Consider the following 7885-nt stretch of genomic DNA (forward strand, 5'->3'; position numbering starts at 1 on the left):
TACGTGTTGGGTAGGTCGCATTCATCCGATTGTTTTAGGCGGCACACAGGCCTACTGCTAACGTTGCCGTTATTCAAAGGTTTGCATTAGAAAAGGAGTCCGCCCATGGATACGTGGGAACCCACCCTGTCGACCGGCCCGCTGCTGGGCATTGCGGTGGCCGCCATCGCCGTAATTTTGGTGTTGGTCATCTATTTCAAGCTTCACGCCTTCCTCACACTATTGGTGGTCTCGGCACTCACGGCGCTGGCTGCGGGCATTCCCCTCGACGGAATCGTGCCCACCATGACAGAGAGCTTTAGCTCCACCCTAGGTTCGGTGGCACTGCTCGTAGGCTTGGGCGCCATGATCGGCCGGCTGGTGGAGGCTTCCGGTGGCGCTAAATCGCTTGCCGACGCCATGGTCCGCCGCTTCGGCGAATCCAAAGCACCCCTAGCACTCGGCCTAGCGTCGCTCATTATGGGCTTTCCCATTTTCTTCGATGCCGGCCTGATTGTGATGCTGCCGGTTATCTTCGCCGTCGCTCGCCGCTTGAATGGCCCTGTCCTTGCCTTCGGTCTGCCGGCAGCTGGCGCATTCTCGGTCATGCACGTCTACCTGCCGCCGCACCCGGGCCCCGTTGCAGCCAGCGAATTCTACGGCGCCGATATGGGTCTCGTTCTTTTAGTCGGACTCATCCTAGCCCTGCCCACCTGGTATATCTCCGGCTACCGCTTTGGACTGCTCTCCGGTAAGAAATTCCCCATCAAGGTAACCGATGCCATCGCCGGTCCCCTCCTCACGGAGGACGAGCAACCTCACAAACCCGCCTCTGCCGCCACGGTGATTTCCATCCTGCTCATCCCCATGGTGCTCATCTTCTTTAACACCGGTCTCAATGCTTTGGCGTCCTATGGCACCATCGACGCCGACGCCGCGTGGGTACGGTTCTTTGTCATGCTGGGCCAGACCCCCATTGCCCTGCTGATTACCCTCCTCGTCGCGCTCGTGGTCTTGGGCCTGCGCCGTGGCGTAGAAAAGACCGCGTTGGAAAAGCTTGTCGATTCCTCCCTCGGCCCCATCTGCTCGGTCGTGCTTATCACCGGTGCCGGCGGCATGTTCGGTGGTGTGTTGCGTACCTCCGGGATTGGCGATGCGCTTGCTGATTCCCTTTCCGGCCTCGGCATCCCCGTCATCCTGGCCTGCTACCTCATCGCCGTGGCCCTGCGCCTGGCCCAAGGCTCGGCGACCGTTGCGCTAACTACGGCTGCCGCCCTCATGGTCCCAGCCGTAGAAGCTGGTGGCTTCAACGAGCTCCAGCTCGCTCTTATCGTTGTTGCAACCGCCGCCGGTTCCGTCTTCGGCTCCCATGTCAATGACTCCGGCTTCTGGCTCGTCGGCCGTCTCATGGGCATGGACACCATGACCACGCTTAAGACCTGGACCGTCAACCAGGTGCTCATCTCCGTTATCGGCTTCGCCCTAGTCCTGGTCATGTACGGCGCCGCAGCCGCCTTCTAGCGCCAGCTTTAAGTACCCGCTTTAATCCATGCTGCGGCATCGCCCGCAATTTCCGACGCCGGCCGTGTCACATCAAAGACCCGGCCGGTTTCGTCATCTTCCAGCGGCTCCAAGGTATCGAATTGCGATTGCAAAAGCGATGCCGGCATAAAGTGCCCCGGCCGATGCTGCATGCGCTCATACAGCACATCAAAGTCCCCGTGCACGTGGACAAACACCACACCCGGGCAGTACTGGCGAATAAGATCCCGGTATTTCCGCTTCAACGCGCTACAGCCCACCATCGCGCCTTCCGGCCTATCCGCCAACCACTGACCAATCTGTTTCAGCCAGGGCTCTCTATCCGCATCATTGAGCGGAGTTCCCGCCGCCATCTTGTCGATATTGGCCTGCGGGTGCATATCATCACCATCGCGACACTCCAGCCCAACCAGCGGCGAGAGCGCTTCCCCCACCGTTGTCTTGCCCGAGCCTGATACTCCCATGACAACGACGTGGCGAAAAGGGTGCTGCTTCATGGTGGCTCCTTGGGTTAGTGGTGTCCCTTCCGAGTCTAGGCGTGACCTCGAATGCATTTAAAACCACTAGGGCACATTGTATGGAGCTAGTGAAGACCGTCTTCCGAAGAACAATGTTCCTTAAGACATCGGATTAGAGTGAAAAGTAGTAGTCCTTCAGCGCCTTGGCCATCAATCTACGACGCTCTACCAGGAAGCTTTCGAAGTTCTCGACTGTCACCTCAAAAAGGCTTTCGGGAACTGCGTTTTCTTCGAATGACTTCCGAAGCTCAGCTTCTGTAACAATTTCTCCGAGTGTGGGCTCACCCTTAGCGATTTGAGTCTTCACCTCACCCAAATACTCCGCGGGTAGACGGTTACCGATGCGGATATTAACGGCTGTTTCCGTCATCGCGTAATTCGCAACTTGGTTGTATTCACGTTTGTCATTCACACCATTTTTCCGCAAGTAGTCCTTCGGAACGAGATGATGAATGTCTCCTTGAATTTCGATCATATCGTGCACACTGAAGTGCTTGGACAAGAAAGCCTGTGCCTTCGCCTTCACCTGGGCTGCCAAAAATGAACGGAACTGTGGGTTATTGATACTCGAGGTTTCCAAACGTTGAGGTAAGCCGAAGTCCCAAAACGCATCAGTGAGGTCGCTCTGCTCAATTTCTTGCAGAGCGACCTTAGCGCCATGCCGAGCAATTCGAGCTAGATCTCGTTCAAACCCACTCTCAAAACTTCCAGAAGCTCGTCCGGTGAGAAGCATCATTACCAGCCACCGGCGTACTACGGAGCTAACTTCCGAGTCAGAACACTTGTCTTCCCTCATGATTAGGAAAAGAGCGTACGCGAAGTTCACTGCATTGACGGAGCTAAAGAGCTTGTTACTCACAAATCCCGCAGATTTAACGACCGTAAGAAACTTCTTGAAGTTATATTCGTTTACTGTGCGGAGTAACGCATCCTCGAATTTGTCATACGCCACAGGGATACGTTCTGGGTCGAACTTACGAGTTTCTGGGTCTAAACCGCTGAGCTCACGAACCACATAACTAATTTGTCCGCGCCGGAAGGCAACCATTGATGCAACACGAATCAGATCGACATAAGTAGGATCGTACAAATCTTCTGAGTCATTCTTGAGCCAAGAAATCTTGGACCAAAATTTAGTCTTCACGAACTCAGTATCTCGTTCGAGTTCCTCAAACGACTGTGGACTGACAGCCAGATGCGCAAAATAGTCAATAGTCTTGCGCAAGTTCCGCCCCTGCTCCCCCTGCGCACTGATCTTGCTCATAACAAAGTCCGAACTGCTCAACGGGACGCCCTTGGAGTTAATGCGCACAAAGATTTCGGTGACAGTTTCAATATCGAGCTCATCGCTAAGAGAAATAATGCCGATCTGGGCATTTTTGATCCCCATTAATTGCTGCAAGTTCTTACCTACAATGCGCCGATCCGCTTCTGGGTTCTTCAACAAGTAGTCATCGAGGGCTTCAAAAACATCGTCACCCCTGAGGAACTCGTGAATATCGTAAATCCATTCAGGTGAGCGCAACAGGAATGGTGTTGCAGTCGCGAACTCCTCAGATTGAGGATTAAAGCTGATAATTACTCGCTTTTTCTCAAAGTTCTTGTTGATAACTGGTTCACCGGCTACCGCTGCTCGCAATGCCGTGGTCCTCTGTTGCCCATCAATAAGAATCTGTTGGTAGCCTGCATTGCCACCACCTTTCACAGGAGCCGCTTGAGACTGCCAGGTAATAAGATACCCGACAGGAAAACCTCGATAGAGGGAATCCATCAGGTCTCTGACTTTCTTACTGGTCCATACAAATGGCCTTTGCATTTCAGGGATAGCAATGTTGTTGCTTTCAATCCAGCCAAGAATGACACTCACCGTTTGCTGGTTTACTGTGTACTTGTTCAAGAGAAAACTCCAAAATCCGCTTCAAATGGCAGAGATGCCTGCCACTACAGCTCTGCATTAACGCGGGATCGGGACAGAGAACTTACATGTATAAGAATAACCTGCGGCCCTAAGAAAATTTTTAAGCCTCCCGATATGATTCAACTTTCGTCAGAGAGTACCGGTAGATATTCGAGTATCGTGCAGAGGCAAATTAGAGCCACGTTATGGCCTGGAACTGGAGGTTCAGGGGCCATAACGTGGCTGAAAGTTGAATGGCTTGAGGGGCGAAGGTGGCCTAGGCGAGGTTTTTGAGGGCGTCGGTAACCAGGCGCCAGAAACCGGCGTGGTCGAGGGTGGTGGCGACTTGGGTGTGGCAGGAGGCGTCGGCAGGCTCGCGGAGATCGGTGACAGTCATGCCAGTGGTAAGGGCGCCGGCAAGCTCGACGTGGACAGGTGCCTTGCGGGTCTGGACGATGTCCGGATCGATGAGATAGGCGATGGTGCACGGGTCGTGGACCGGCGGGTTATCAAAGCCTTGGTTAGCCTGGTAGGCCTTGCGGAAGAAGCCGAAAAGGCCGACGACGAACTCCGAGACTGGGGTCTCCAAAGCCTTGATTTCTGCTTCGACCTCCAGGGTGGCAAGCGCCTGGTGGGTGAGGTCGAGACCAACCATGGTGACGGGCCAAGGCTCTTCAAAGACGATGTGGGCGGCCTCAGGATCGATCTTGATATTGAACTCGGCGACTGGGGACCAATTGCCTTCGTGATAGCCGCCGCCCATGAGGACTACTTCCTTGACGCGCTCGACGATGCGCGGCTCCTTGCGCGCGGCCATCGCAATATTAGTTAGCGGCCCAGTAGGCACGAGGGTGATGGTGCCGGGCTCGTGAGACATGATGGTGTCGATGATGAAGTCGATGGCGTGGGCGTCGGCAAGCGCGGTGCTTGGGTCCGGAAGTTGGACGCCTTCCACGTCCATGCCGGTGGAGCCGTGGATAGCCTCGGCAACCTCGACGGGGCGCACGAGTGGGCGGTCGCAGCCGGCATAAACGGGAATCTCCGGGTGACCAGCGATTTCCTTGACCACCAGGGCATTATGGGAGACCTTATCCAAGGTCTGGTTGCCGCCCACGGTGGTAATTCCCAGCAGCTCGATGGTGGGGTTGCCCATGGCTAGAAGCAGGGCCACCGCGTCATCGTGGCCGGGGTCGCAGTCCAGAATGATTTTTCGCGTCATGCCACGAGCCTACTTTCGGGCGTTGACGGCCGCCACGGTGTCACCGATGGACTCCGGTCGTGGAATGCGGAAGGACAAAGCTAGGGCTGCAAGCAGAATGATGACGCCGGCAATCATGCCCGCGCGGTAACCATGCTCGAAAGACCCGGAAACCGCGAACAGCACTGCAAAGGACAAGCCCGCGCCTAGGTTGAAGGCGCCGGCGTTCATGCCGGGCAGGTAGCCCTGGTTATCGGCCGGCGAGAGCACAATTCCTAAGCCATTGAGCATGATATTGGCAATGCCCGCGTAGGTCACGCCCAAGAAAATAGAGACGAGAAGCAGGGTCCACGCGTTCGGGGCACCAACCACGAAGATAGAAATAATCAGGCCGACGACGGTACCGATGAGGCCGGTTTGCAAGACGTATTTATAGCCCAACTTGGAGGCCATCCAGCCGGCAATCGGGCCGAAGACCAAGCCGGCGAGGGCGTATGGGGTGAGCGTGACCCAAGAAATGGCGCTGGCAGAAATTCCGGCGCCGGCATCTGCATCCTGGCCAAGGTTAGGGATAAGGCCATTCATCACGGCAAAGACACCGGTCATGGTGAGCAGCGTGGTAGAAAGCAGTGCCCACGTGCGGCGTTGTTTGAGGTAGGCCACCGGTACGAGCGGATCGGCGACCTTCTTCTCCACATTCCAGAAGGCCCAGAAGCCGGCGGCACCGATGAGGAGAAGGATGATGACGAGGAACCAATTGGCCTCAGCAAGCTTGCCGGCTTCGTTGAACGCAGTGAGAACGCAACCCAGCGCCACCGCCAGAGGTAGAACTCCTGCCCAATCCATGCGCGGGGTTTCAGTGGCCGTGGACTCCTTGGTAAATACCTGCACCGCTACTACTGCAATGACGCACAGAACTGCCATGGTCCAAAAGACCGAGCGGTAGCCGAAGTTGCCTGCCAGCCAGCCGCCGGCCAGCGCATCCACACCGGCAATACCACCGTTTACCGAGGTCACAATGCCCAGCAACAGGGCGTACTGCTGTTCATTGAGCACTTGCTGGCGCAGCATAATCAAGCTCAGTGGGACCGTAGGACCTGCCACGCCTTGAATAATGCGGCCAATAAGCAGCACGGCGACGTTCGGCGCAATGGCTGATACCACGCACCCCAGCGCAGCTACCGCCATCATGCCAACGAGGACCTTCCTGCGCCCGATGAGGTCACCCCAGCGCGGCAGGAATAGTGAGAACAGTGCCGCGGCCGTAAAGAATGCCGTTTGCGTCAGGCCGATCTGTGCGGTGGTAGCTCCCAACTCGTCTTCCATCGTCGCCAAGGCTGGCGAGAGCATCGACGCATTGAGCTGGAACGCAAACACCGCAGTAAGCAGTGCGAACATCAACGGGATATAGGAGCTGAGCTGGAGCTTTGGGGGCTCAGAGGAGTTGGGAAATTCTGAACTGTCAGTCGAGTTCTTCATGCAATGAAATTTTACAAGGGACTCAAAATCTTGAAATCATTGGTAAGCCCCCACGTTTCAGCTCGGGTAGAAACTCTATTTTCCAGGCCCAGACGTTCGGGATTCTAGAACTGTAAAATTAGTCGTGCCCTGATAGTTACTCAGGGTTGTCTTTGTTACCGAGCGCCCTCCTTTTCAACAGATTCTCCACCGCCGGAATTTCATGTCAAACTCAGCAGATCGTAAAACCCGCTCCCACACTATTTGGGATGCGACAATTGTCTGGAAGCCACAAACACCAATCCAGAAGATATTCCCAATCGCCAATTCGAGGTTAGAACCATTCTTAGGTGTAGGGTTTTTTGGCCTAGGAGTAATCCTGATGGGCCTTATTTGTGCTCACCTTCTGTCACTTTCCCCCTTTAAAATCTATTCTTCGTCGGAAAACCCGCTCAGCCTATCCACGGTCATAACTATTACGACAGTTTTAGCTGGTATTTATCTCTATTTGGAAAGGCCGGAGGCGGAGAAACACTACAGCCACGAACACCGCGAATTAGTCAACTTGGGCTTAGGCCTCACACTCTTTACCGTGTTTACTCTGAGCTCCGCATATTCAATGCTCCCAGCAATTAATAGCAGTCGATGCGCAGAAGATCCTTCCTTGCTATTGCATTGCTTTGCAGTAGGAGAGTTTTGGATAGAGCTAACTTCAGCAACGACACTCGTTCATTTGCTCATGCTGTCCGTTTTATTAATAGGTGGCATGCTTCTACATCAACTACGGCTCCCATGGGGGTTAGCAAGAAGAGACCGGATAATGGGAAATGCTCGCGCCATTCAAGATTCGCTTGCGAGGCTTGCGGCACAGCGCTCCTCAAAGGTGATCAACGCTCAAGATGAAGTTTCTCTCTGGTCTGCAACCAACCCTCACAAACAAAAATTGAAGCTGTACGGACGCGAGACAAAAATATGCACTGCCCACGCCACGTTTCTAGGCGTAAGTAAAACAGCGCTCTTATGTCTACTATATTTTACATGGCAGACAGACTTTACCTGGTATCGCCTTCTAAGCAGTCTAATCTTGACTTCGATTTCAAGCCTGCTTTTGGTCATATCCCTTTACATAGTCCACTCAAGAAAAGTTGAATACCAAAAGCTCAGTTCAAATGGGCGGAATCAAGCGGTGGATGCGCCACGCTTGAATAGTTCGTTAAGTATTTCACGTGGGGTTGCGCCGCCGAGGATTTGTCGGGGTGTTTCGTTGAGCTCATTTTGCACCCACGCGACATG

General features: G+C 54.5%; 5 protein-coding genes. 1 reads left to right on the forward strand and 4 read right to left on the reverse strand.

The genetic code is table 11. The features are described 5' to 3' along the window. Nucleotides 1–105: 105 nt before the first annotated feature. Nucleotides 106–1500 carry a GntP family permease gene (locus MHK05_RS08025; protein WP_239205960.1) on the forward strand — a complete coding sequence of 465 codons (1395 nt, stop codon included), beginning with the start codon at nt 106–108 and terminating at the stop codon, nt 1498–1500. An 8-nt stretch (nt 1501–1508) separates the two neighbouring features. On the opposite strand, the gene MHK05_RS08030 is transcribed toward MHK05_RS08025, so the two are convergent. The 4 genes from MHK05_RS08030 to uriT all read right to left on the reverse strand — a co-directional run bounded on the left by MHK05_RS08030 (nt 1509) and on the right by uriT (nt 6532). Next, complete coding sequence (locus MHK05_RS08030; protein WP_239205962.1) at nt 1509–2018, reverse strand: gluconokinase; 510 nt, start codon at nt 2016–2018, stop codon at nt 1509–1511. A gap of 133 nt (nt 2019–2151) precedes the next feature. Continuing rightward, a complete protein-coding gene (locus MHK05_RS08035) occupies nt 2152–3906 on the reverse strand; it encodes a GmrSD restriction endonuclease domain-containing protein (protein ID WP_239205964.1) in 1755 nt (584 codons plus the stop codon). Between the two features lie 307 nt (nt 3907–4213). Then, nucleotides 4214–5155, reverse strand: coding sequence for a uridine-preferring nucleoside hydrolase UriH (gene uriH / locus MHK05_RS08040; protein ID WP_239205966.1), 942 nt, complete (start codon nt 5153–5155; stop codon nt 4214–4216). A 9-nt stretch (nt 5156–5164) separates the two neighbouring features. Next, on the reverse strand, nt 5165–6532 hold the full coding sequence (gene uriT, locus MHK05_RS08045) for a uridine transporter UriT (RefSeq protein WP_239205972.1): 1368 nt from the start codon (nt 6530–6532) through the stop codon (nt 5165–5167). Nucleotides 6533–7885: the final 1353 nt, after the last annotated feature.

The sequence above is a fragment of the Corynebacterium nasorum genome, assembly GCF_022347325.1.
GTDB classification, from domain to species: domain Bacteria; phylum Actinomycetota; class Actinomycetes; order Mycobacteriales; family Mycobacteriaceae; genus Corynebacterium; species Corynebacterium kefirresidentii.